Annotated in this window: 19 protein-coding genes, 1 other RNA gene and 1 pseudogene; 11 read left to right on the forward strand and 10 right to left on the reverse strand. The window is 64.7% G+C overall.

Features of this window, described 5'->3' with window-relative positions; genetic code table 11:
- Positions 1-36: 36 nt before the first annotated feature.
- Positions 37-1,884 (reverse strand): tetratricopeptide repeat protein, encoded by a 1,848-nt coding sequence (locus tag HDG39_RS29260; RefSeq protein ID WP_184011019.1) that lies wholly within the window; start codon positions 1,882-1,884, stop codon positions 37-39.
- Between the two features lie 209 nt (positions 1,885-2,093).
- Here HDG39_RS29260 and HDG39_RS29265 point away from each other — a divergent pair, with 209 nt between their 5' ends.
- The gene (locus HDG39_RS29265; protein ID WP_184011021.1) at positions 2,094-3,818 is read left to right on the forward strand and encodes an FAD-dependent monooxygenase; all 1,725 of its coding nucleotides are present in this window, start codon (positions 2,094-2,096) and stop codon (positions 3,816-3,818) included.
- A gap of 87 nt (positions 3,819-3,905) precedes the next feature.
- Here HDG39_RS29265 and HDG39_RS29270 read toward each other — a convergent pair whose 3' ends face one another.
- From HDG39_RS29270 to HDG39_RS29285, 4 genes are read right to left on the reverse strand one after another with little or no spacing between them, the layout of a single operon-like run.
- Positions 3,906-4,166: a formate dehydrogenase subunit delta gene (locus HDG39_RS29270; RefSeq protein WP_184011023.1), complete on the reverse strand. Its 261-nt coding sequence runs from the start codon at positions 4,164-4,166 to the stop codon at positions 3,906-3,908.
- 8 nt (positions 4,167-4,174) lie between these two features.
- Positions 4,175-7,159: a formate dehydrogenase subunit alpha gene (gene fdhF, locus HDG39_RS29275; protein WP_184011025.1), complete on the reverse strand. Its 2,985-nt coding sequence runs from the start codon at positions 7,157-7,159 to the stop codon at positions 4,175-4,177.
- 15 nt (positions 7,160-7,174) lie between these two features.
- Positions 7,175-8,749 carry a formate dehydrogenase beta subunit gene (locus HDG39_RS29280; protein WP_184011026.1) on the reverse strand — a complete coding sequence of 525 codons (1,575 nt, stop codon included), beginning with the start codon at positions 8,747-8,749 and terminating at the stop codon, positions 7,175-7,177.
- The gene (locus HDG39_RS29285; protein WP_184011028.1) at positions 8,746-9,231 is read right to left on the reverse strand and encodes an NAD(P)H-dependent oxidoreductase subunit E; all 486 of its coding nucleotides are present in this window, start codon (positions 9,229-9,231) and stop codon (positions 8,746-8,748) included. The genes HDG39_RS29280 and HDG39_RS29285 overlap by 4 nt, the downstream gene beginning before the upstream one ends.
- Before the next feature lie 134 nt (positions 9,232-9,365).
- Here HDG39_RS29285 and HDG39_RS29290 point away from each other — a divergent pair, with 134 nt between their 5' ends.
- A complete protein-coding gene (locus HDG39_RS29290; protein WP_184011030.1) occupies positions 9,366-10,445 on the forward strand; it encodes a substrate-binding domain-containing protein in 1,080 nt (359 codons plus the stop codon).
- 130 nt (positions 10,446-10,575) lie between these two features.
- The gene (locus HDG39_RS29295) at positions 10,576-10,842 is read left to right on the forward strand and encodes a hypothetical protein (protein WP_184011032.1); all 267 of its coding nucleotides are present in this window, start codon (positions 10,576-10,578) and stop codon (positions 10,840-10,842) included.
- 115 nt (positions 10,843-10,957) lie between these two features.
- Here HDG39_RS29295 and HDG39_RS29300 read toward each other — a convergent pair.
- From HDG39_RS29300 to ompA, 5 genes and pseudogenes are all read right to left on the reverse strand, one after another.
- Positions 10,958-11,322 (reverse strand): annotated as a pseudogene (locus tag HDG39_RS29300) (COG4315 family predicted lipoprotein).
- Between the two features lie 91 nt (positions 11,323-11,413).
- Positions 11,414-11,783, reverse strand: a transfer-messenger RNA (tmRNA) gene (gene ssrA, locus HDG39_RS29305).
- Positions 11,784-11,927: 144 nt separating this feature from the next.
- The gene (gene gph / locus HDG39_RS29310) at positions 11,928-12,641 is read right to left on the reverse strand and encodes a phosphoglycolate phosphatase (RefSeq protein WP_184011034.1); all 714 of its coding nucleotides are present in this window, start codon (positions 12,639-12,641) and stop codon (positions 11,928-11,930) included.
- Positions 12,642-12,682: 41 nt separating this feature from the next.
- Positions 12,683-13,381 carry a bifunctional 2-polyprenyl-6-hydroxyphenol methylase/3-demethylubiquinol 3-O-methyltransferase UbiG gene (ubiG, locus tag HDG39_RS29315; protein ID WP_184011037.1) on the reverse strand — a complete coding sequence of 233 codons (699 nt, stop codon included), beginning with the start codon at positions 13,379-13,381 and terminating at the stop codon, positions 12,683-12,685.
- Positions 13,382-13,615: 234 nt separating this feature from the next.
- Positions 13,616-14,263: an outer membrane protein OmpA gene (ompA, locus tag HDG39_RS29320; RefSeq protein WP_026225971.1), complete on the reverse strand. Its 648-nt coding sequence runs from the start codon at positions 14,261-14,263 to the stop codon at positions 13,616-13,618.
- Positions 14,264-14,739: 476 nt separating this feature from the next.
- Between ompA and gyrA the strand changes: the two genes are divergently transcribed.
- From gyrA to cmk, 8 genes are all read left to right on the forward strand, one after another.
- On the forward strand, positions 14,740-17,370 hold the full coding sequence (gene gyrA, locus HDG39_RS29325; protein WP_184011039.1) for a DNA gyrase subunit A: 2,631 nt from the start codon (positions 14,740-14,742) through the stop codon (positions 17,368-17,370).
- Positions 17,371-17,494: 124 nt separating this feature from the next.
- A complete protein-coding gene (locus HDG39_RS29330) occupies positions 17,495-18,100 on the forward strand; it encodes a DUF2059 domain-containing protein (RefSeq protein WP_026225970.1) in 606 nt (201 codons plus the stop codon).
- A 206-nt stretch (positions 18,101-18,306) separates the two neighbouring features.
- Positions 18,307-19,389 carry a 3-phosphoserine/phosphohydroxythreonine transaminase gene (gene serC / locus HDG39_RS29335; RefSeq protein ID WP_184011041.1) on the forward strand — a complete coding sequence of 361 codons (1,083 nt, stop codon included), beginning with the start codon at positions 18,307-18,309 and terminating at the stop codon, positions 19,387-19,389.
- A 76-nt stretch (positions 19,390-19,465) separates the two neighbouring features.
- Positions 19,466-20,545: a prephenate dehydratase gene (pheA, locus tag HDG39_RS29340; protein ID WP_018421374.1), complete on the forward strand. Its 1,080-nt coding sequence runs from the start codon at positions 19,466-19,468 to the stop codon at positions 20,543-20,545.
- Between the two features lie 81 nt (positions 20,546-20,626).
- The gene (gene hisC / locus HDG39_RS29345; RefSeq protein ID WP_184011043.1) at positions 20,627-21,748 is read left to right on the forward strand and encodes a histidinol-phosphate transaminase; all 1,122 of its coding nucleotides are present in this window, start codon (positions 20,627-20,629) and stop codon (positions 21,746-21,748) included.
- Positions 21,749-21,809: 61 nt separating this feature from the next.
- A complete protein-coding gene (locus tag HDG39_RS29350; RefSeq protein WP_184011074.1) occupies positions 21,810-22,751 on the forward strand; it encodes a prephenate dehydrogenase in 942 nt (313 codons plus the stop codon).
- Positions 22,752-22,769: 18 nt separating this feature from the next.
- Positions 22,770-24,074, forward strand: coding sequence for a 3-phosphoshikimate 1-carboxyvinyltransferase (gene aroA, locus HDG39_RS29355; RefSeq protein ID WP_184011045.1), 1,305 nt, complete (start codon positions 22,770-22,772; stop codon positions 24,072-24,074).
- Between the two features lie 47 nt (positions 24,075-24,121).
- Complete coding sequence (gene cmk, locus HDG39_RS29360; RefSeq protein ID WP_184011047.1) at positions 24,122-24,808, forward strand: (d)CMP kinase; 687 nt, start codon at positions 24,122-24,124, stop codon at positions 24,806-24,808.
- Positions 24,809-24,925 lie beyond the last annotated feature (117 nt).

Below are 24,925 nucleotides of genomic sequence, written 5' to 3' on the forward strand. Positions count from 1 at the left end.
AAGCGGGGTTTTTTGTTTGCGGCGGGTGGTCTGTGGCTACCCGTGCCGCAATTCGTTAGCGACCACCTCGACGACTTCATCCCACGCGCCCGGCCGCGGCTGACGCACGAGCGTCGCGCCGGGATACCACGGACTGCGCGAGTCGCCGTCGAACCAGCGCCAGTCGGCGGCGAACGGCAGCATCAGCCACAGCGGCTTGCGCAGCGCGCCCGCGAGGTGCGCGATCGACGTGTCGATCGACACCACCGCGTCGAGCCGCTCGACGATCGCCGCGGTATCCGCGAAGTCGCCGATGCGGTGGTCGAAGCGATGGATCGCGGCCGCGCGCGGATGCGCGTCGAGCGCCGCGCGGTCGTCCTCGGACAGATCGAGCTGCAACACGATCCAGTCGATGCCATTCAGTGCGAACAGCGGCTCCAGCGCGGCGAGCGGCATCGTGCGGGTTTCGTTGCGCTGGATGCGCCCCGACCATGCGAGCCCGATCTTGCGCTTCGCCTGACCGCCGAGCGAGCCGCGCCATTTGCGGCCATAGGTCGGCGGCACGCTCAGATAGGGCGTGCGCGCGTCAATCGTGTCGTAGCGCGTGCCGAGCGCGAGCGGCAGGCTCAAGAGCGGAATCTGCAGATCGGCGGCGGGGCGCGGCTGGCCCTGCGCGATCAGCGAGACGCGCCACGTCTTCGCGGCGGGGGCGAGCAGCGGCATCAACTGCGGCTGCACTTCGAGCACGACGCGCGCCGCGCGTTGCGCGGCAAGCGGTACGAAGCGCGCGAACTGCAACGTGTCACCGAAACCCTGTTCAGCATGGATCAGCAGCGTGTATTTTTCGATCGACTCGCCGTGCCAGCGCGGCAACGTCTGGATCACCGGTTGCGCGACAGTTTGCAAGCGCCATTCGTATTCGGGCAGCCCGCGCTCGAAGTCGCGCATCGCGAGCCACGCGAGCGCACGGTTCATATGCGCGGACGCCAGATCCGGGCGCAGCCGCAACGCCTGGTCGAGCGCGCGCACCGCGGCCGCGTGCGCGCCGAGCGCCTGGTGCGCGGTGCCGAGCGCAAGCCACGCGAGCGCGAATTGCGGATCGAGCCCGACCGCGCGCTCCAGATACGGCACCGCCTGTTCGGCACGGCCGAGCGACGCGAGCGCGTTGCCCATGCCATAGATCGCGGGCGGCAGGTTCGGCTGCAGACGCAGCGCCGCTTCAAATGACGCGACTGCCTGCGCATGGCGGCCGGTCGCATCGAACGTATTCGCGAGATTGAAGTGCGCGGCGACGAAGCGCGGCTCGGCTGCGAGCGCGGCCTCGAAGCAGGGCACCGCCTCGTTCGGTCGATCGAGCGCGTTCAGCGACATGCCCATGTTGTTCAGCGCGCCCGCGTGACCGGGGCGCAGCTCGAGCGCGCGCCGGAACGACGCGATCGCGTCCGCGTGACGGCCGAGCGCGTGCAGCGCGTTGCCGAGATTGTTGTGCGACGACGCGTCGTTCGGCTGCAGGCGCAGCGAACGTTCGAACGCATCGGCGGCGTCTTCGTGACGGCCTAGCGACGCGTACGCGTTACCGAGGTTGTAGTGCGCCATCGGGAAGGTCGGCGCGAGCGTCAGCGCGTTGCGGAACTGCTCGATCGCGTCGTCGATCTGGCCGAGCGCCTTCAGCGCATTGCCGAGGTTCAGCTGCAGCGCCGCGTCTTCGGGGCGCAGATCGACCGCGCGCCGCACCAGCGCCGCGGCTTCGGCGTGCTGGCCCTGCTGGTGGCGCAGCACGCCGAGCAGATGCAGCGCGTCGACGTGGCTGGGGTCGTGGTCGAGCGTGGCGCGGTAGCCGCGTTCGGCGTCGTCGAGGCGGCCGTCACGATGCGCCGCGAACGCGCGGTCAAATACAGGTTGCATGACGGGGAGGGCATTCGGATCAATCAGACTGAGGGCGCATTTTCCCATACTTGCGCAAGTGGCCCGGATTTGCGCGGAGCGTGAGTTCATGGCAACGACGGATGGAACCTCCGCGCGACCCTCTTGCCGACGCGCGATTGATGCAGCGCACCCGTGTGCGCAAGAGCGGCGGCGTACACTAGATCGCATTGTTGCCTCCGGAGTTCCGCATGGACGCTGCCGCTTACGACGCGTCGCCGGTGCTGATCGTCGGGGCCGGTCCCACCGGACTTGCCGCAGCGATGAGTCTCGCGCGCGCCCACATCCCCGTGCGCCTGATCGACAAGGCGCCGCAGCCGAACCCTTACTCGCGCGCGATCGGCATTCAGGCACGTACGCTCGAACTGCTCGAGCAGCATCGGCTGGTCGAACCGTTTCTCGAGCTCGGCCATCGCGCGCGCGTGGCGAATCTGTTTTCGAACGGCATGCGGCTTGCGCAGCTCGATTTCGACCCGTTGCACACGCGCTATCCCTATCTGCTGTTTCTCGACCAGTCGGTGACTGAGCGGCTCCTGACCGAGCATCTGGCGACGCTCGGCGTGAAGGTCGAGCGCGGCGTCGAGCTCATGGCATTCATGCAAGGCTCCGCGAGCGTTCAGGCGACCTTGCGCCGCGCAGACGGCCGCACGGAAGCCATGCGCCCGTCGTATCTGATCGCGGCCGATGGCGCGCACAGTTCGATTCGCCATCGCCTCGGCCTGAACTTCGAGGGCAAGACCTTCGAGCAGACCTTTCTGCTCGCCGACCTGCACGCCGAAACCGACTGGCCCGACGACGAGTTCCATATCTTCGCGTCGGGAGACGGTCTCGTCGCGCTGTTTCCGATGGGCCACGGCCGCCATCGTCTGATCGCCGATCATGCGGTCGAGCCGTCCGGCAGTGCCGCGCCGCCGGCCCCCGCGGTGCTCGGCGAGCCGCCGCTGGAGCGGGCGCCGGCGCCGTCGCTCGAACAATGCAAGGCGCTGATCGCGCGACGCGTACGCGAGCGCGTCGACGTGTCGGATCTGGCGTGGTCGGCGTACTTCCACGTGAACAGCCGGATGGTCGATCGGCTGCGCGTGGGCCGCATCTTCCTCGCCGGCGATGCCGCGCACGTACACAGCCCCGCGGCCGCGCAAGGCATGAACACCGGCATCCAGGAAGCGCTCAATCTCGGCTGGAAGCTCGCGCGCGTGATCGGCGGCGCGGCGCCGGATCGTCTGCTCGACACGTATCACGCCGAGCGACATCCGATCGAGCGCGAGGTGCTGCGGCAGACCGGTTTCATCACGCAGATGGCCGAGGCCGATCACGGACCGATGAAGCTGCTGCGCGAGCGCGTGATGCCGGTGCTGGCCGCGTTCGGTCCGCTGCGCGATGCCGCACGCGCGACGATCAGCGAGCTGTCGATCCAATACCGGCGCAGTCCGCTGACGCTCGAACGCGTGCTCGACGGCGGCCCCCGCGCGGGCGAGCGCGCACCCGATGCGCTCGTGCACGTCGTCGACGGTCCGCTCGGGCGCGCGCCGGGCGTCGGCTGCATTTTCGATCTGCACGATCCGGCGTTCTTCTCGCTGTTTCTGCTGTTGCCGCCGCTGCCCGTCGATGGCACGCCGCTCGATCCCGCCGCGAAACATGCACCACCGCCGGACCCCGAAGTCGAAAAGCTCGCCGCCGAGGTCGAGCGGCTGCTGCCGAACGCGGTGCGGATCTGGCGCGTCACCGATACGAGCGGCGACGGCGGCCCGGCGTTGTCCGAATCGTATGGGCGCACGCGGCCGTCGTTTTATCTGGTGCGGCCCGACGGCTACATCAGCGCGCGCGGACGCACCGGCTCGGACCTGCACGGTCTCGTACGGCACTGCGAAGCGTGGTTCACGGTTGGGGGAGAGATATCGGAGCAGGCGACGTTGTGATTGGCGCCGCCTGTTACATGGCATGGGCACGCACGCGGCAGCGGATCGTGCCGCCGCGCCTGGTTGATTGGGGGAAACGGCTCGAGCCTAAGCCGCCGGCGCCTGGGCCTGCGCCGGCGTCAACTTCTCCCGATACCTGACGATCGCCTCGCGCGTGAAGTCCGATAGCGCGATGTCATACGTGTCCGGCGCTTCGTCGAGCGTCGCGACTAGCGCGCGCCGCATGCGCGGCTCCCAGAAGCGGCGGATGTGTTCGGCGACGCCGGTCAGCGCTTCCTCGTGGTCGGGCATCGACTCGAAGAAGTCGCCGATCCGGTTCGCCATGTCGATCAGATTCCGATTGTCCATGGCTCGCCTCACTTGCCCGCGGTGACGGCCGCGGCCGCATTGGCCAGCTCGCGCTGCTTCAGCAGTTCGAGCTGTTCGCTATTGAAGCGCGAATAGTCCTTCTGCCATTGCGACGGCTGCTCGACCGGCATCACCTGCACCGCGGTGACCTTGTATTCGGGGCAGTTGGTCGCCCAGTCGGAGCTGTCGGTCGTGATCACGTTCGCGCCCGATTCGGGGAAGTGGAACGTCGTATAGACGACGCCCGGCTGCATCCGCTCCGTCACCTTCGCGCGCAACACGGTCTGCCCCGCGCGCGATTCGATGCCGACCCAGTCGCCGGTTTTGATGCCGCGTTCCTCGGCATCGTGCGGATGCAGTTCGAGCCGGTCTTCGTCATGCCAGCGCGAATTCTCGGTGCGGCGCGTCTGCGCGCCGACGTTGTATTGCGTCAGAATGCGTCCGGTCGTCAGCAGCAACGGATACTTGCGCGTGACCTTCTCCGGCGATGCGATGAACTTTGTGATCACGAACCTGCCCTTGCCGCGCACGAAGGTGTCGACGTGCATCGTCGGCGTGCCGTCGGGCGCGTCCTCGTTGCATGGCCACTGGATGCTGCCCATTTCGTCGATCTTCTGGTACGACACGCCGTGGAAGGTCGGTGTGAGCCGCGCGATTTCGTCCATGATCTCGGCCGGATGCGTGTAGTCCATCTCGTAGCCGAGCGCGCGCGACAGCAGCAGCGTGACTTCCCAGTCCGCGTAGCCGCCGAGCGGCGGCATCACCTTGCGCACGCGCGAGATGCGGCGCTCGGCATTGGTGAACGTGCCGTCTTTTTCGAGGAACGACGAACCGGGCAGCAACACGTGCGCGTATTTGGCGGTCTCGTTCAGGAAGATGTCCTGCACGACGATGCATTCCATCGATGACAGCGCCGCCGCCACATGATGCGTGTTCGGGTCCGACTGCACGATGTCCTCGCCCTGGCAGTAGAGGCCCATGAAGCTGCCGTCCAGCGCGGCGTCGAACATGTTGGGAATGCGCAGGCCCGGTTCCGGTTGCAGCGTGACGTTCCAGGCGTTTTCGAACTGAGTGCGCACGAGCGGATCGCTGATGTGGCGATAGCCCGGCAGCTCGTGCGGGAACGAGCCCATGTCGCACGAGCCTTGCACGTTGTTCTGGCCGCGCAGCGGATTCACGCCGACACCTTCCCGGCCGACGTTGCCGGTCGCCATCGCGAGGTTCGCGATACCGATCACCATCGTCGAGCCTTGCGCGTGTTCGGTGACGCCGAGGCCGTAGTAGATCGCGGCGTTACCGCCGGTCGCGTACATGCGTGCGGCTTCGCGCACCTGCTGCGCGGGCACGCCGCTCGCTGTTTCGGTCGCTTCCGGCGAGTTCTCCGGCAGCGCGACGAAATCGCGCCACTGCTCGAACGCGCGCGTCTCGCAGCGCTCGGCCACAAACGCTGCGTCGAGCAGGCCTTCAGTGACGATCACATGCGCGAGCGCGTTGACGATCGCGACGTTGGTGCCGGGCCGCAATTGCAGATGGTGCGACGCCTTCACGTGCGGCGTATCGACGATGTCGATCCGGCGCGGATCGACGACGATCAGCTTCGCACCCTCGCGCACGCGCCGCTTCAGACGCGAGGCGAACACCGGGTGGCCATCGGTCGGATTCGCGCCGATCACCATGATCACGTCGGCTTTGTCGACGGAGGCGAACGTCTGCGTGCCAGCCGATTCGCCGAGCGTCGTCTTCAGACCATAGCCGGTCGGCGAGTGGCAGACGCGCGCGCAGGTGTCGACGTTGTTGTTGCCGAACGCGGCGCGCACGAGCTTCTGCACGAGGTAAGTCTCTTCGTTCGTGCAGCGCGACGACGTGATGCCGCCGATCGAATCGCGCCCATGCTTCGCCTGGATGCGGCGGAATTCCGACGCCGCGTACGAGATCGCTTCGTCCCAGCTGACTTCGCGCCACGGGTCGGTGATCTTCGCGCGGATCATCGGCTTTTTGATGCGGTCCTTGTGCGTCGCGTAGCCCCACGCGAAGCGACCCTTCACGCACGCATGGCCTTCGTTGGCCTGGCCGTTCTTGTGCGGCACCATCCGCACGACCTGGTTGCCCTTCATCTCTGCCTTGAACGAGCAGCCGACGCCGCAATAGGCACAGGTGGTGACGACCGAGTGCTCGGGCTGGCCGAGCATCACGACGGACTTTTCCTGCAAGGTCGCGGTCGGGCATGCGGCCACGCAGGCGCCACACGACACGCATTCCGATTCCATGAACGGCTGGTTCTCGCTGGCCGCGACGCGAGATTCGAAGCCGCGTCCGGTGATCGTCAGCGCGAACGTGCCCTGGGTTTCCTCGCACGCGCGCACGCAGCGATTGCAGACGATGCACTTCGCCGGGTCGTACGTGAAGTACGGATTCGATTCGTCCTTCTGGTCCTTCAGATGATTCGCGCCGTCGAAGCCGTAGCGCACTTCGCGCAGGCCGGTCACGCCCGCCATGTCCTGCAGTTCGCAGTCGCCGTTGGCGGGGCAGGTCAGGCAATCGAGCGGATGGTCGGAGATGTACAGCTCCATCACGTTGCGACGCAGCGACTGCAGACGGTCGGTCTGCGTGCGCACCTTCATGCCGGCTTCGACCGGTGTCGTGCACGAGGCCGGATAGCCGCGCCGTCCTTCGATTTCGACGAGACACAGGCGGCATGAGCCGAACGGTTCGAGCGAATCGGTCGCGCACAGCTTCGGCACGTTGACGCCGGCTTCAGCGGCCGCGCGCATCACCGACGTGCCCGCCGGTACGGTCACCGCCTGGCCGTCGATTTCGAGCGTCACGTCGACGTCCGAGTGGCGGGCGGGGGTGCCGTAGTCGGTGTCGTCGGCGAACGCGTTGGCGGCGCGTGCCAGGGCTTGCGACTTGCACGCGCAGTTGCCTGAGCCGCAGCCGCCCCCCAGGGGGACTTCCTTCGGGGCGCCGGCAGGGGAGTTGAACTGGTCGGACATGGTGAACTCCTGGAGTCAGGCCGCGGCCGCTTTGGTGGCGTGGTCGGCAGTGGGATCGGCGGCGAGACCGAAGTCTTCAGGGAAATGATCGAGCGCGGACAGCACCGGATACGGCGTCATGCCGCCCATCGCGCACAACGAGCCGGCTACCATCGTGTCGCACAGATCGCGCAGCAATTGCACCTGACGCGTCGACGTGTCGCCGTTGCGAATCCGCGCGATCACCTCGACGCCGCGCGTCGAGCCGATCCGGCACGGTGTGCATTTGCCGCACGATTCGAGCGCGCAGAAGTGCATCGCGTATTGCGCGAGCTCGGCAAGGTTCGAGGTGTCGTCATGCACGACGAGACCGCCGTGGCCGATTACCGCGCCGACTGCCGCATACGCCTCGTAGTCCATCGGAATGTCCCACTGGCTTGGCGGCAGATAGGTGCCGAGCGGACCGCCGACCTGCACCGCGCGCGCCGGCCGGCCGCTCGCGGTGCCGCCGCCGAAGTCGTCGAGCAGTTCGCGCAAGGTCACGCCGAACGCGAGTTCCACGAGGCCGCCTCGCTTGATGTTGCCGGCCAGTTGGAACGGCAGCGTGCCGCGCGAGCGGCCCATGCCGAAGTCTTTATAGAACGCGGCGCCGCGCGCGAAGATGATCGGCACGGTGGCGAGCGTGATCGCGTTGTTGATCACGGTGGGTTGGCCATAGAGACCCACGAGCGCGGGCACCGGCGGCTTTGCGCGGACGATGCCGCGCTTGCCTTCGAGCGATTCCAGCATCGCGGTTTCCTCGCCGCACACATACGAGCCCGCGCCTTTCGCGACGAACAGCTCGAAACGCTGCCCGCTCGAGAGCACGCTGTCGCCGAGCCAGCCGGCTGTGCGCGCACGGGCGATGGCAGCTTCGAGCGTCGCGATCGAATGCGGGTATTCGCTGCGCACATAGATGTAGCCGACGGTCGCGCCGGTGACGACGCCGGCGATGATCATGCCTTCGATGAGCACGTACGGATCGCTTTCCATCACGAGACGATCGGAGAAGGTGCCGGAATCGCCTTCGTCCGCATTGCAGACCACGTACTTCTGCGCGGCCTTCGCGCCGCGCACCGTGCGCCACTTGATGCCGGCCGGGAAGGCCGCGCCGCCGCGGCCGCGCAGACCGGATTCGATCAGCGCTTCGCAGGCGGCATCGCCGTCGGTTTGCAGGGCGTTGCGTAGGCCTTCGAGGCCGCCGTGCGCGACGTAATCGTCGATGGACAGCGGGTCGGTGATGCCGATCCGCGCGAAGGTCAGGCGCTGCTGCTTCTTCAGATACGGAATCTCGTCGACCACGCCGACGCGCCGCGCATGCTCGCCGCCGTCGACGAAGCCCGCGTCGAACAACGCGGCGACGTCTTCCACGTCGACACTCGCATAGCCGATGCGGCCTTCGGGCGTCGCAACTTCGACGAGCGGTTCGAGCCACAGCAACCCGCGCGAACCGTTGCGGATCAGTTCGATCGCAATGCCGCGGCGCGCGGCTTCGCTGGCGATGGCTTCGGCCAGCGCATCGGCGCCGAGCGCGAGCGCCGACGAATCTCGCGGAACATAGATGCGCGTCATGCCGGTACCTCCACGCATTTGCGGGCAGCGGCGAACAGCGCGTCGAATTTTTGCGGCGACACGCGCGCGTGCAGCGTGCCGTTGAGCATCATCGCCGGCGACAGCGCGCATTGGCCTAGGCAGTACACCGATTCGAGTTCCACCGTTGCGCCGTCATGGTGACCGGCGTCGAAGCGACAACCGGTGTGCGCCTCGATGTGCTGGGCAAGCGCCTCGGTGCCCATGCTGCGGCACGCTTCGGCGCGGCAAAGCTGCACCGTGACGGGCGCGGCCGGCGAGGTGCGAAAGTGATGGTAGTAAGTGATGACGCCGTGCACTTCCGCTCGCGACAGGTTCAGCGCGCGGGCGAGCGGTCCGACCGCCGCGGGTGGCACAAAGCCGAGTTCGTCCTGGATCGCGTGCAGGATCGTGATGAGTGTGCGGCCCGGCTGCGCGTGACGTTGCACGAGCTGATCCGGCGCCGTGGCGAGAGAATCGTCCAAAGGGGAGCTCCTCCAAAGCGATATATGCACTTGTTATTCATAATGCATGCACGTATGCTTCGCTTATTCGATATGGTATAGCCGAAAGATAGGCGCGCCGACCGGCGCGCGCAATAGGAAACAGTCAAACATATATGGTCAGGATCGAATGTCAGGTCGATCTGGTGGTCAAGGGCGCGGACGGCCGCGGGGCCAGCCTGTCTGACGTGGTGCCGCTGCTCGCACTCGTCGATGAATCTGGCAGCATTGCGCAGGCCGCGGCGCTTAAGGGTTTGTCCTATCGGCACGCATGGGGTTTGCTGCGCAGCATCGAGGAGCGGCTTGGTGGTCCTCTGATCGCGAAAGAGCGTGGGCGCGGCTCGGTGTTGTCCGAGCTCGGTCACGCGGTGCTGCGCGGGCAGCGGCTCTGCGGCGAGCGGCTCGACGGCAATTTGCAGGCGCTCGCGAGCGAAGTGGCGAGCGATCTGAACCGCTGGCTTGCGCCCCCCGCCGATGACGTGCGCATCCACGCGTCGCACGGTTACGCGGTGGCCGCGCTTGTTACGGCGCTGGTCGCCAACGATCTGCCGGTCGAGATCAAGTACCGCGACAGCGCCGAGGCGGTCAGTGCGCTCGCGCGCGGCGAGTGTGATCTGGCGGGCTTTCATCTGCCGCTCGGCGAGTTCCGCGCGGTGTGCGCCGATACCTACCGGCGCTGGCTCGATCCGCAACGCCATGTGCTCGTGCATCTGACCCGACGCAAGCAGGGTCTGTTCATCGGCAAGGGCAATCCGAAGCGGATCGGCGGGCTCGGCGATCTGGCGCGCGACGACATCCGTTTCGTCAACCGCCAGCCGGGCTCGGGTACGCGGATGCTGCTCGATCTCGCGCTGCGACAGGTCGGTGTGGACCCGGACCGCGTCAACGGCTATGCGTCGACCGAGCTGACGCACTCGGCGATCGCGGCGTTCGTCGCGAGCGGCATGGCGGACATAGGCTTCGGCGTCGAACCGGCCGCGCATCATTTCGGGCTCGACTTCATTCCGATCGTCGACGAGGACTATTACTTCGCGTGCGATCGCGCGCACCTCTCTCGCGCGCCGCTCGCCACGGTGATCAACCTGTTGCGCGGCAGCGCGTTTCACCAACGCGTCGAGCAACTCGCTGGCTACGATCCGTGCGACTGCGGCAGGCTCGTCGATCTGGACGATGGGCTCGGCGGCGCGCTCGCGTAACGGCGGAGTAAGAGCCTGTAACCAGAAAAGCGGTGGCGCTCGGCGTGCGCGGCTGCGCAGCGCGCCGGTTTCGGCTACTCTCTTGGCTTCGTATCCGCCTTGACCGCGCGACAAGCCGCGCTGAACCGACATGAAAGCTCTTCTCCATGCATGTGCCGCCGCTGCCGCGGCTGGTGTGCTCTGTGCCACCGTCTCCGTCGCTTACGCGCAAAATTCGCCTGGCGTGCCGGGTGGCATCCTGACCGACGAATTCCGCATTAACGAGCATCCGCAGATGCCGTTCGCCGCGTCCGCCCCGTCGGACAAGTATCAGCACGGCCAACGTTCGCAGGCGCGCAAGCGTGGCGACATGGGCGATCCGAATGGCTGCAATCTGCAGTGCCCGAAAGACGAATAAGAATTGGCTCGGGCTTCGCTCGAGCTTCGAGGTCTGACGCAACGCCGGCCCTTGGGTCGGCGTTGTGCTTTGTGGCGAGGGCGATGGCGGCCCAGTTGCCGGCCGGAGTGGCTTCTTATGGCCTGGCGATGTGCCAGATTTCCTTGAAGCCGTCCCCCTTTGCATCGCCCGCCTGCTTGTCGGCCGCGTAGTGATACAGCGGATGGCCGTTGTACATCCATTGTTGTTTACCGTCTGCGCTCGGGATCAGCGTCCAGTCGCCCCCGACGGCTTGTCGGTCGGCGCCGCCGTGGCCGCCGGCCAGTTGCTCATGCAGCCGCCGGTGCAGGCGCTGACGCCGGGCGTGGTGTCCTTGTCGAACGTGTAGAGCGTCATGCCGTCGACGGTGACGAAGCGGCCGTCGAACAGATTGGGCGGATCGGCGAAGGCGCCGGCGTGTAGGACGGCGAGCGCGAGCGGAGAATTGTGGCCGGCCCACAAAGCGTCGCGGACGGTGCTGAAAATGAAAAACCCCGGCAGCGTTACGCTACGGGGTTTTTCGGGGCCGTTCATTGCGAACGTCCCAGGTGTTTGGTGGAGGCGGCGGGAATCGAACCCGCGTCCAGAAGTCCTCTACGACCAGTTCTACATGTTTAGTTCTGTCTTTTGATTTAACCGTAGCGACGCGGACGAACACGCTGCGCTATGGCGATTCACTAAATTTTCGACCCGGACGTCGTGACGCCGCCAAGGCTTAACTGACGTATATGACCTCTGTCGGTATTGCTACCGGTCTTGCGACACTAGCCCGTCAGTGAACTAGGCAGAGGACGGCGGCCCTTAGGCTGCCAGTGCGAACGTATCGTCGTTTGCAGTTACGTTTTTCCCATTGATTAACGAGGTGACGGGTCCTCGACATGCCCTAGCCGCTTCGCAACCCCTGTCGAAACCAGGTCGCCCCCGCGGTTCGTTGCTCACATATGTGAGCCAAAGGAGATTTTACAATAGATCGAGAGCCGCGTCGCGCATCCTCGGTGGCCGCTGAATGGTGCAACATGGTTAACAGGAGTGCCGGACGCGCCCTTCAGCCGATCTGTCTGACTTTGTCAGCCGATGTCGCGCAGCAGGGTTTGCAACTCGGCCGTCGATTCTACGACGTGTTGCGCGTGCCACCGTGTCGGCGGGATGTCGTTGCCGCAATAGCCGTACGCCGCGGCGACGGTCTTCATGCCGGCGGCAAAACCGGCCTGCACGTCGCGCAGATCGTCGCCGATATAGACGACGCGCTCCGGCGCGATGTCCAGCTCGCGCGCCGCGTGCAGCAACGGCGCGGGGTGCGGCTTCGAATGCGGGGTCGTATCGCCGCTCACCACGCAGCCGGCGCGCTCCTCGAGCCCGAGTTGCGCGACGAGCGGCTCGGTGAGCCGCGCGACCTTGTTCGTGACGATGCCCCAGCGCACGCCGCGCGCGTCGAGTTCGTCGAGCACTTCCGCGATACCCGGAAAGAGCGTTGTCTCGATGCACAGATCTGCTTCGTAGTTCGCGAGAAACTCCTCGCGCATCGATGCGAATTCGTGATGATCGGGCCCGATGCCGAACGCGCCGCAGATCAGTCCGCGCGCTCCGGCTGAAGCCAGCGGGCGCAGCTTCTCGAGCGGCACCATCTCGAGTCCCCGGTCGTGGCGCATCTTATTGACGGCGGCCGCGAGGTCGGGCGCCGTGTCGGCAAGTGTGCCGTCGAGGTCGAATAGCACGGCGAGGCAAAAGCCGAGCGTGTCGTCGTTATCTTCGCGTTGCGGCAGGGGAGTCGGGTCGCTCATTGTTCGTTTCGGATACGGCGGATCGGGGCGGTTCGGGCAATTCAGGCGTCGCGGCGACAGGCGAGCATATAGTTGACGCTCGTGTCGGACGACAGTGCGAAATGCTTGCTGAGCGGGTTGTACACGATGCCCTTGATGTCGGTCGTGCGCAGCTCGGCGGCGCGCACGAAGCCGGAGAGCTCCGACGGGCGGATGAAGCGCGCATAGTCGTGCGTGCCCTTCGGCAGCATTCGCGCGATGTATTCGGCGCCGATCACCGCGAACAGATACGACTTGACATTGCGGTTCAGCGTGGAGAAAAACACCCAGCCGCCCGGCTTCACGAGATTCTTGCAGGCCTCGACGATCGCGGCCGGCCTGGGCACGTGCTCGAGCATTTCCATGCAAGTGACCACGTCATAGGTGCCCGGTTCGCGTGCGGCCAGCGCCTCTGCCGCGATTTCTTCGTAATCGACGGTTACACCGCTTTCAAGACTGTGAAGGTCGGCGACACCGAGTGCCTGTGTCGACAGATCGATACCCTTCACATGAGCGCCCAAACCTGCCATCGATTCCGACAGGATGCCGCCGCCGCAGCCGATATCGAGCACCTTCTTGCCGGCGAGATGGGCGTGGGCGTCGATCCAGCTTAGACGAGTCGGATTCAGTTCGTGCAGCGGCTTGAATTCGGCGTTCGGGTCCCACCAACGATGCGCGAGGTCGCTGAATTTCTGTAGTTCGTGGGGATCGGCGTTGGTCATGGTGAAGGCTGCCTCGATGAAAGCGGTGAGCGGACGCTCGAGGATAAACCGTGAGTATATAGGGCGAGAGAAAGAGCGGCAAAAGCGCGTCGTTAGCGGGTGCCGATGCGAGCTGCGAGCCGCTAGTAGCGGCGCGGGACGCTCCTGCGTCGCGCATCACGCCCCGTCGCGGCATCCGCGCATAAAAAAAGCCCCGCCGAAGCGGGGCTTTCGATACTGCGGTAATTTTCCAGCTTACTGCTTCGGCGTACCGACAACTTCGACTTCCACGCGGCGGTCCGGTGCGAGGCAGGCGATGAGTTGCTTGCGGTTCTTCTGATTGCAACCGGTGGTAACCGGGTTGCGCGGACCCTTGCCTTCCGTGTAGATACGGTTGGCTTCGACGCCCTTGCTGACCAGGAAGGCCTTCACAGCTTGAGCACGACGCAGCGACAGACGGTCGTTGTAGGCGACGGAACCGATACGGTCGGTGTGGCCCGTAGCAACGACGACTTCGAGGTTGATGCCCTGGATCTTCGATGCCAGTTCGCTCAGACGTTCCTTGCCGGCCGGCTTCAGGATTGCCTTGTCGAAGTCGAACAGCGCATCAGCTTGATACGTAATCTTTTCACTGGAGATAGCCGGAGCCGGAGCGACCGGTGCCGGCGGGGTCGGTGCCTGAGCAACCAGAGCGCCGTCGCACTTGGCGTTAGCCGTTGCGGGCGTCCAGAATGCATCGCGCCAGCAAAGCTCGTTCGTGCCATTCATCCACACGTATTCGCCAGTACCATTCACCCAGTTGTCGTTGGTAGCTTGTCGCGATGCCGGCACCGACTGCGCCATGGCGGATGCAGCCATAACTGCGGTAGCTGCAATGAACGCGAGCTTTGAAAGTTTATTCATATTTCTCCTCTCGAAATTGAGATTACCGCAGGTTTACTGCGAGCCTGTTGACGAAGACCAGTCATACATTGCTCGAAGTATAACATTGGTGAGGAACAAAAACCGTCTGTGTAGACTTCGAGCAGCGTCTCGACTCTTTGTGCGTTGGCATTTTGCCATATCGTTCCCTTCCGACGAAAAAAAAATCCGTCCCCGATCAAATCCCCCTCCAATTGTGGTGCATGCGCAACAAAGGTTTTCGTCTGAGTGGTCCGCCGGCTCTGGCTGAGCGGCGAATCGGTCCCCTGCAGGAATCGAGCCTGACGAGACCGAAATTGTGCGATCGGCGAAGTGTTGGCGGGTGCCCCTCTAATATGTATACGTACCTTCGTCGGGCGTGGATTCGTGGCATGTTAGAATCGCGTGATGCGTTGCGCCTGCAATGCTTACGCGAAGAAGCGGCGAAACCGCGCCTTCGCACGTAAAAGATACGGATAATGGATCAATTCGCCAAAGAGACTCTGCCAATCTCCCTTGAGGAGGAAATGCGCCGCTCGTATCTCGATTACGCGATGAGCGTGATCGTAGGGCGAGCGCTTCCCGATGTCCGCGATGGCCTGAAGCCGGTGCACCGGCGCGTGTTGTACGCGATGCACGAGCTGAACAACGACTGGAACCGCGCCTACAAGAAGTCGGCGCGTATCGTCGGCGACGTCATCGGTAAATATCATCCGCACGGCGACACCGCTGTCTACGACACGATCGTACGGATGGCGCAGGACTTCTCGCTGCGCTACATGCTCGTCGACGGCCAGGGGAACTTCGGTTCCGTCGACGGGGACAACGCCGCGGCGATGCGTTACACCGAAATCCGCATGGCGAAGATCGGCCACGAGCTGCTGGCCGACATCGACAAGGAAACGGTCGACTTCGCGCCGAACTACGACGGCAGCGAGAACGAGCCGGCCATCCTGCCCGCGCGCATCCCTAATCTGCTGATCAATGGTTCGTCCGGCATCGCGGTCGGCATGGCGACCAATATCCCGCCGCACAACCTCAATGAAGTCGTCGACGCGTGTCAGCATCTGCTGAAGAACCCGGAAGCGACGATCGACGAGCTGATCGAGATCATCCCCGCGCCCGACTTCCCGACCGCCGGCATCATCTACGGCGTGGCCGGCGTGCGCGACGGCTATCGCACCGGTCGCGGCCGCGTCGTGATGCGCGCGCTGACTCACTTCGAGGAAATCGACCGTGGCCAGCGCATGGCGATCATTGTCGACGAACTGCCATATCAGGTGAACAAGCGCTCGCTGCTCGAGCGCATCGCCGAGCTCGTCAATGAGAAGAAGCTCGAAGGCATTTCCGACATCCGCGACGAATCCGACAAGAGCGGCATGCGTGTCGTGATCGAGCTGAAGCGCGGCGAAGTGCCCGAGGTCGTGCTGAACAATCTGTACAAGGCGACCCAGCTTCAGGACACGTTCGGTATGAACATGGTCGCGCTCGTCGACGGCCAGCCGAAGCTCCTGAATCTGAAGGAAATGCTGACGTGCTTCCTGTCGCATCGCCGGGAAGTGCTGACGCGGCGCACCGTCTATGAACTGCGCAAGGCGCGCGAACGTGGTCACGTGCTCGAAGGTCTCGCGGTTGCGCTCGCGAACATCGACGAATTCATCGCGCTCATCAAGGCCGCGCCGACACCGCCTATCGCCAAGCAGGAGCTGATGTCGCGCGCGTGGGATTCGTCGCTCGTGCGCGAAATGCTGTCGCGCGCCGAGTCGGAAAACGCGTCGGCGGGCGGTCGCGAAGCTTATCGTCCGGAGGGCCTGAACCCGTCGTTCGGCATGCAGACCGACGGCCTCTACCGTCTGTCCGATACGCAGGCGCAGGAAATCCTGCAGATGCGCCTGCAGCGACTGACCGGTCTCGAGCAAGACAAGATCATCGGCGAATACCGCGACGTGATGGCACAGATCGCTGACCTGCTGGACATTCTGGCTCGCCCGGAGCGCATTTCGGCGATCATCGTCGACGAACTCACGTCCATCAAGGCCGAATTCGGCGATGCGCGTCGCTCGAAGATCGAGTTGAACGCTACCGAGCTGAACACCGAAGACCTGATCACGCCGCAGGAAATGGTCGTGACCATGTCGCACGCGGGCTACGTGAAATCGCAGCCGTTGTCCGAATATCGAGCCCAGAAACGTGGTGGTCGTGGCAAGCAGGCCACTTCCATGAAGGAAGACGACTGGATCGACACGCTGTTCATTGCCAATACGCACGACCACATCCTGTGCTTCTCAAACCGCGGCCGCGTGTACTGGGTAAAGGTCTACGAAGTGCCGCAGGGTTCGCGCAATTCGCGCGGCCGGCCGATCGTCAATATGTTCCCGCTGCTAGAAGGCGAAAAGATCACGGTCGTGCTGCCGGTCAAGGAGTTCTCGGCCGACAAGTTCGTGTTCATGGCGACCGCGTTGGGAACGGTAAAAAAGACGCCGCTGGAAGCATTTAGCCGGCCGCTGCGCAAGGGTATTATTGCGGTCGGTCTCGATGAGGGCGATTACCTGATCGGCGCCGCGATCACCGACGGCCAGCACGACGTGATGCTGTTCTCGGATTCGGGCAAGGCAGTGCGCTTCGACGAAAACGACGTGCGTCCGATGGGCCGCGAGGCGCGCGGCGTGCGCGGCATGCAGCTCGAGGACGGCCAGAACGTGATCGCGTTGCTGGTGGCCGGCGACGAGCAGCAGTCGGTGCTCACCGCAACCGAGAACGGCTACGGCAAGCGCACCCCAATCACCGAGTACACGCGGCACGGCCGCGGCACGAAGGGCATGATCGCAATCCAGACGTCGGAGCGTAACGGCAAGGTCGTTGCCGCGACGCTCGTGGACCCGGAAGCGCAGATCATGCTGATTACCACGACGGGAGTGCTGATTCGCACGCGCGTGTCGGAAATTCGCGAAATGGGACGCGCAACGCAAGGTGTTACACTCATCAGCCTTGACGAAGGGACCAAGCTGTCCGGTCTGCAACAGGTAGCTGAGGCCGAGGGCGAGTCGGAAAGCGATTCCGACGGCTCCGCTGAAGGTGATAACGGCGGTGAGGGCGGCGGCGCGGCTTGATCCGTGCCAGCGGCTTTCAGTCTCAGTTAATACGTTGAAGCTACGCTGCGGGTCACCGCGTACCGGGCCGGTACGCTTTCCCGTATGGCGTGCAGTTCAAGTTAATTTCTCTTAGGGAGTAATGATGCAAAAACGATTCAAACAACTGATGTTGCTGGCTGCCATCGTGCCGACCTTCGCCATGGCTCAAGCGCTGCAGAACCAGGCGCCTGCAGCGCCGGCTGCCGCTGCAGCACCGGTTGATCCGGCCAAGCAAGCTGCCATCAAGGAGCTGCTCGACGCCATCGATGCGCAGAAGCTGGTTGGCGCAATCGGCAACAGCGCGCAGATGCAGGCCAAGCAGCTCGTTCCGGCAATCCTGTCGGACGCGCTGACCGAGAACAAGACGATGACGGACAAGCAGAAGCAAGCCGCCGTGCCGACGCTGCAAAAGAACGCGGTGCCGAAGCTGGTGGACAGCGCGGGCCAGGTGTTCGCGACCGACTCTTTCCGTCAGGACGCGATGCAAGCTCAGTACGACGCGTACGCGAAGTACTACAGCACGTCGGAAATCAAGGATCTGACCACGTTCTACAAGAGCCCGACCGGTCGCAAGTTCATCCAGGTGCAAGACCAGGTTGGCCGCGACGTCGTGAACGGTCTGATGCAGAAGTACATGCCGGAATCGATCAAGGCAACGCGTGACCAGGCCGACAAGGAAGTCGCATCGGTCAAGCCGGCTGCCAAGTAAATTCCGCTCGCAGGCTGCGCTGATCGGCGGGCCTGTCGTCGCACCCGTTGGGCCACCCGGCGTGGCGGGTTGGCGGCGACAATGCGATAATGGCCGTTTGCGCACTGGCGCAGACGGCCATTTTCTTTTTCGGCGAGCCATTTCGCAGTTCTTTTCGCCGATTCCCGCGCGACTTCGTTATTTCGCGCCCGCTTCCAGGACCTCACATGCGCGTCTTTAATTTCTCCGCCGGCCCGGCGGCCATGCCCGAAGAAGTGCTGCGCCAGGCAGCCGACGAGATGCTGAATTGGCAAGGAAGTGGTATGAGCGTGATGGAAATGAGCCATCGCGGCAAAGAATTCATGTTGATCCACGAGGAAGCGCTGACCGATCTGCGCGAGTTGCTGCAGGTGCCGGCAAGCCACCGCATCCTGTTTCTGCAGGGCGGCGGACTCGGCGAAAACGCGATCGTGCCGATGAACCTGCTCGGCTCGAAACCGCGCGCCGATTTCGTCATCACCGGCTCGTGGTCGGAGAAATCGTTCAAGGAAGCGCAGAAATACGGCAGCGTGCATCTCGCCGCGACCGGCAAGACAGCCGAGGGCTTCACTCGCGCGCCGGTGCACTCGGAATGGCAGCTGTCGGACAATCCGGCTTACGTGCACTTGTGCACCAACGAGACCATTCACGGCGTCGAAACCTTCGAGATTCCCGACCTCGGCGATATTCCGCTCGTCGCCGACGCGTCGTCGCATATCCTGTCGCGCCCGATGGACATTGCCAAATACGGCGTGCTATTCGGCGGTGCGCAGAAGAACATCGGCATGGCCGGCGTGACGGTCGTGATCGTGCGTGAGGACATGCTCGATCGCGCGATGCCGATCTGCCCGTCGGCGTTCGAATGGAAGACCGTCGCCGAGAACAATTCGATGTACAACACCCCGCCCACCTACGCGATCTATATCGCCGGGCTCGTGTTCAAGTGGTTGAAGAAGCAGGGCGGCCTCCTGGCGATGGAGGCACGCAACCTCGAAAAATCGAAGCTGCTGTACGACACGATCGACTCGAGCAGCTTCTATCTGAACAAGGTCGAGCGTGGCTCGCGCTCCCGGATGAACGTACCGTTCTTCCTCGCCGACGAGCCGCGCAACGAAGATTTCCTGTCCGGCGCGAAAGCGCGGGGATTGGTGCAGCTAAAGGGCCACAAGTCCGTCGGCGGCATGCGGGCGTCGATTTATAACGCCGTCCCGCTCGAAGGCGTCAAAGCGCTTGTCGAATACATGAAGGAATTCGAACAGCGCAGTGCCTGAGTCACACTGACCGGCAGGCGTGCGCATCTTTTCCAGGCATCTTTTCCAGCAGTTACCCGGCAGAGCCGTTTTACGCATGGACGACGAACTCAATACACGACTCAAACCTCTGCGCGATCGCATCGACGCGCTCGACGCGCAGCTGATCGCGCTCCTGAACCAGCGTGCGTCGGTCGCGCTCGAAGTGGGCGAGGTCAAGAAGCATTTCAACGCGCCGGTGTTCCGGCCCGAGCGCGAGATGCAGGTGATCGCGCGCCTGCAGGAGATGAGCGCGGGGCCGCTTGCGGACGAACACATCAGCGCGATCTGGCGCGAGATCATGGCTGCGAGCCGCGCGCTCGAAAAGACCATCAAGGCCGCGTACCTCGGGCCGGTCGGCACCTATAGCGAACAGGCGATGCACGAGTACTTCGGTCAGTCGATCGAAGGGTTGCCGTGCCCGTCGATCGACGAAGTGTTCCGCTCGGTCGAGGCGGGCGCCGCCGACTACGGCGTCGTGCCGGTCGAGAATTCGACCGAGGGTGCAGTGTCGCGCACGCTGGATCTGCTGCTGCAAACGCAACTGACCATCGGCGGCGAACTCGCATTGCCGATTCATCACAACCTGCTCACGCAAAACGGACTCGCCGGCGTCACGCGCGTGTGCGCGCACGCCCAGGCGCTCGCGCAGTGCCAGCGCTGGCTGTCGACCAACGCGCCGCATCTCGAGCGCCAGGCGGTATCGAGCAACGCGGAAGCCGCACGGATGGCAGCCGAAGATCCGACCGTCGCGGCCATCGCCGGCGATCGCGCCGCGATCCACTACGGTCTGCAGGTCACCAACGCGCTGATCCAGGACGATCCGCACAACCGCACGCGCTTCGTGATGATCGGCAAGCAGCCGACCGGTCCGAGCGGCTACGACCAGACCTCGCTGATTGTGTCCGTCGTGAACGAACCGGGCGCGATGGTCAAGCTGCTCGAGCCGCTGGCGCGCCACGGCGTGTCGATGACGCGTTTCGAATCGCGCCCGGCGCGCGTCGGCACGTGGGAGTACTACTTCTATATCGACGTCGAAGGCCATCGCGACGACCCGGCCGTGGCCGCCGCGCTCGCCGGGCTCGGCGAGAAGGCCGCGTTCCTGAAAATACTCGGCTCGTATCCGCGCGCCCGGTAAGGGCTGGCAGCGCAGTCCGGGCGGCACCAGGTGCGCTGCCCGAACGCATATTTCACTATCCATCGTCGTTCGGAGATTTTCATGACAGCGTCTTTCGGCCCTTCCTATGTACGTGCGATCGCGCCGTACATCGCCGGCAAGCCGATTTCGGAAGTGGCCCGCGAGTTTGGTCTCGACGAGGCGAGCATCGTGAAGCTGGCATCGAACGAGAATCCGCTCGGCATGCCGGAATCCGCGCAACGCGCGATGGCGCAGGCGATCGCCGACCTCGGCCGCTATCCGGACTCGAACGGTTTCGAACTGAAGGCGGCACTCGCCGCGCGCTACGGCGTGCCGGCCGGGTGGATCACGCTCGGCAACGGCAGCAATGACATCCTCGAACTCGCCGCGCACGCATTCGTCGAGAAGGGCCAGGCGGTAGTGTTCTCGCAGTATTCGTTCGCGGTCTATGCGCTCGCAACGCAAGGCGTCGGCGCGCGCGCGATCGTCGTGCCGGCCGTGCACTATGGTCACGACCTCGACGCGATGCTTGCCGCGATCGACGACGACACGCGTCTCGTGTTCGTCGCCAATCCGAACAATCCGACCGGTACGTTCGTCGACGGTCCGACGCTCGAGGCGTTTCTCGGCAAAGTGCCGCGCCATGTGGTCGTCGTGCTCGACGAGGCGTACACCGAGTATCTGTCGGCGGACAAACGCTATGACTCGATCGACTGGGTGCGCCGCTATCCGAACCTGCTGGTGTCGCGCACTTTCTCGAAGGCGTTCGGCCTGGCGGGCCTGCGTATCGGCTTCGCGATCGCGCAGCCCGGGTTGACCGATCTGCTGAATCGACTGCGTCAGCCGTTTAACGTCAATACGCTCGCGCAGGCCGCGGCGATTGCAGCACTGAACGACAGCGCATTTCTGGAAAAGAGCGCGGCGCTGAACGCGCAGGGCTATAAGCTTCTGACCGGGGCGTTCGACAAGCTCGGTCTCGAATACGTGCCGTCCGAAGGTAACTTCGTGCTCGTGCGCGTCGGCGGTGACGACGAAGCCGGCGCCCGGGTGAATCGCGCGCTGCTGAAACAGGCTGTGATCGTGCGACCGGTGGGCAACTACGGTTTGCCGCAGTGGCTACGCATCACGATCGGCCTGCCGGAGGAAAACGAAGCGTTCCTCGCGGCGCTCGAAAAGACGCTTGCCGAGCCTGCCGCTGCGTAAGCATTGCTCCTTGATCCCGCGCGTCGGCCGGCAGGAGCGGCGCGCTTATTGTCCGTATTGTGTGAGCGACGTGGCCGCGTTTTCTTTTAACAAGCTGGTGATTTTCGGTGTCGGCCTGATTGGCGGATCGCTCGCGCGCGCGTTGCGTGAACGCGGCGAGGCTGGCGGGGCACGCACGGTGGTTGGGGTGGGACGGACGTCCGCGTCGAGCGAGCGCGCGTTGGCGCTCGGGGTGATCGACGGCGCTGCGGCGCTCACCGACGACGCCGCGCTGCGCGACGCGCTCGCGGGCGCGGACTTCGTGCTGCTCGCGGCGCCGGTCGCGCAGACGCAGCCGCTGCTCGAACGCATCGCGCTGCATCTCGACGCCAACACGATCGTCACCGACGCGGGCAGCACCAAGTCCGACGTGGTCGCCGCCGCGCGCGCGGCGCTCGGTGCGCGGATCGGCCAGTTCGTGCCGGGCCATCCGATCGCCGGCCGCGAGTCGAGCGGCGTCGACGCCGCGTTGCCCGATCTGTACGTGAACCGCAACGTCGTGCTGTGCCCGCTGCCGGAGAACGCGCCGGAAGCGGTCGAGCGCGTCGCGGCGATGTGGCGCGCCACTGGCGCCTTGGTGCGGGACATGACGCCGCAGCAGCACGACCGCGTGTTCGCGTCGGTCAGTCATCTACCGCACGTTCTGTCGTTCGCGCTCGTCGAACAGATCCTCAATTCGCCCGACGCCGCTTTGAAGTTCTCGTTCGCGGCGGGCGGATTCCGCGACTTCACGCGCATCGCCGCGTCGAGTCCGGAGATGTGGCGCGACGTCTGCGTCGCCAATCGCGCGGCGCTGCTCGACGAGCTCGACGCGTATACCGCGGTGCTCGCGCGCCTGCGCACGGCGATCGAGGCCGGCGACGGCGCTGCGCTCGAAGCGGTGTTCGCGCGCTCGCGCGTCGCGCGCAGTCAGTGGCAGGAGCAGCGCGCGGCTGGCGTGGCCGCCAGCGACGCGTCCAAATAACCGGAAACTGGACACATCATGGAATTCCTCGATCTCGGACCTTTTTCCCGTGCGTCCGGCACGGTTCGTCTGCCCGGCTCGAAGAGCATCTCGAACCGCGTGCTGCTGCTCGCCGCGCTCGCCGAAGGCGAGACGACGATCACGAACCTGCTCGATTCCGATGACACCCGCGTGATGCTCGCCGCGCTCGAAAAGCTTGGCGTACGTCTGAAGCGCGACGGGGACACCTGCGTCGTGACCGGCACGCGCGGCGCGTTCACCGCGCGCACGGCCGACCTGTTCCTCGGCAACGCGGGTACGGCGGTGCGTCCGCTGACCGCGGCCCTCTCCGTGAACGGCGGCGACTACCGGATCCACGGCGTGCCGCGCATGCACGAGCGGCCGATCGGCGATCTCGTCGACGGCCTGCGCCAGATCGGCGCGAAGATCGACTACGAACAGAACGAAGGCTATCCACCGCTACGCATCCGTCCCGCCCAGATCACGGCCGACGCGCCGATCCGCGTGCGCGGCGACGTGTCGAGCCAGTTCCTGACCTCGCTGCTGCTGACGCTGCCGCTCTTGCGCACCGCGAGCGGCGTCACCACCGTGCAGGTCGACGGCGAGCTGATCTCGAAGCCGTACATCGAGATCACGATCAAGCTGATGGCGCGCTTCGGCATCGACGTCGAGCGTCATGGCTGGCACCGGTTCGTGGTGCCAGCGGGGCAACGTTATCGGTCGCCAGGCACGATCATGGTGGAAGGGGATGCGTCGTCGGCGTCGTATTTCCTCGCCGCGGGAGCGCTCGGCGGCGGCCCGCTGAGAGTGGAAGGGGTGGGCCGCGCGAGCATCCAGGGCGACGTCGGCTTTGCCGATGCGCTGATCAAGATGGGCGCGAACCTGCAGATGGGCGAAGACTGGATCGAAGTGCGCGGCGTCGGCAACGATCATGGCAAGCTCGATCCAATCGACATGGACTTCAACCTGATCCCCGACGCGGCGATGACGATCGCGGTCGCCGCGCTGTTCGCGGACGGCACGACCACGCTGCGCAACATCGCGAGCTGGCGCGTCAAGGAAACCGACCGCATTGCCGCGATGGCGACCGAGCTGCGCAAGGTCGGCGCGAAGGTGCAGGAGGGCGAGGATTTCCTCGTCGTCACGCCACCCGAAAAGTTGATTCCGAATGCCGCGATCGACACCTACGACGACCACCGTATGGCGATGTGCTTCTCGCTCGTGAGCCTGGGCGGTGTGCCGATCCGCATCAACGACCCGAGGTGCGTCGGCAAGACGTTCCCCGATTATTTCGAGCGCTTCACGGCGCTCGCGCAACCCTGATGCAACCCAGATTCGCGTGCGAATTGCCCGATGTGCGACATTTTTAGATGAAATCGATCCGTCCCTTTCACCAGACGCCCGTCATTACGATCGACGGCCCCAGCGCCTCCGGCAAAGGCACTGTGGCCGCGATGGTGGCCGCCAATCTCGGCTTTCACCTGCTCGACAGCGGCGCGCTTTACCGGCTCGCGGCACTCGCGAGCCTGCGCTACGAGATCGTGGCAGACGACGTCGACGCACTTGTCAAACTGATCGACGACCTTCATATCACGTTTCGCGAGGGGCTCGCGCAGCTCGACGGCGTCGATGTATCGACCGAAATCCGTGCCGAGGAAGTGGGCAGCCGCGCCTCGGCGATCGCCGTGCACGCGCCCGTGCGAACCGCGCTGGTGGCGCGTCAGCGGGCGTTTCGCAAGGAGCCGGGGCTCGTCGCCGACGGACGTGACATGGGCACCGTGATCTTTCAGGATGCCGTGCTGAAGGTGTTCATGACGGCGAGCGTCGAGGCCCGCGCGACGCGCCGGCATAAGCAATTGATCCAAAAAGGATTTTCTGCTAATATAGATGACTTGCTCCGGGATTTGCGTGAGCGCGACGAGCGTGACAGTCAGCGCGCGGCCGCGCCGCTCAAGCCGGCGGCGGATGCAAAGCTGCTTGATACCTCCGCATTGTCGGTCGACCAGGCGGTCGAGCAGGTGGTGCAATGGTACGAAGCGCTGGTCCCGCATGCGTAACTGAAACGGTCACGCGGTAGTGGCCACACAGCGGCAGTCCTGTTGTTGGTAGGTGCTTCGCGATGGTCGCGAAGCGTTGTTTTTTTAACCCTTTAACCCCGCGTGGCGTTCGCGTAT

The organism is Paraburkholderia lebeckiae (assembly GCF_014201005.1).
GTDB classification, from domain to species: domain Bacteria; phylum Pseudomonadota; class Gammaproteobacteria; order Burkholderiales; family Burkholderiaceae; genus Paraburkholderia; species Paraburkholderia tuberum.